The 652-nt window shown below is 61.2% G+C and carries 1 protein-coding gene; it reads left to right on the top strand.

Annotated features, from left to right (window positions below; genetic code table 11):
* Positions 1-652, top strand: a 652-nt coding sequence (locus DB708_RS23710) for an AMP-binding protein (protein ID WP_165839905.1), incomplete at both ends; no start/stop codon positions are given.

Genomic DNA, 652 nt, shown 5'->3' on the forward strand with positions numbered 1-652 from the left:
ACCACAGCGCTCACCGAGCGCCTTACTGGTCTGGCTGGCCGTGATCTGTGGGTCATTGATGTTGAGGACCCGGCGATCACGACCCAACCCACCACCGCGGTGGTGCCCGGTCCTGATCCTGACGATATTGCGTACATCATTTACACCTCGGGCACTACCGGTGTGCCTAAAGGTGTTGCTGTCACCCACCACAACGTCACCCGGATGTTCGACTCGTTCGAGGTTCATCTGGAGTTGTCGGCGGGGCAGGTGTGGACGCAGTTCCATTCGTATGCGTTCGACTTTTCGGTGTGGGAGATCTGGGGGGCCCTACTCCATGGTGGGCGGGTAGTCGTCGTACCCGAAGACGTGGTGAGTTCACCGCAGGATTTCCATGCTCTGTTGGTTGATGAGCAGGTCAGTGTGCTCACTCAGACACCGTCGGCGGTCGCGGCGTTGTCGGCGCAGGGTTTGGAATCGGTGGCGTTGGTGATCGGCGCTGAGGTGTGTCCTGCTGAATTGGTGGATCGGTGGGCGCCTGGCCGGGTGATGGTCAACGTCTATGGCCCGACTGAGACGACGGTGTTTGCGTCGATCAGTGCACCGCTGGTGGCGGGGTCGGTGCCGCCGATTGGGGTTCCGGTGTCGGGGGCGGCGTTGTTTGTGTTGGATG

This window comes from Mycobacterium montefiorense (assembly GCF_003112775.1).
GTDB lineage: Bacteria > Actinomycetota > Actinomycetes > Mycobacteriales > Mycobacteriaceae > Mycobacterium > Mycobacterium montefiorense.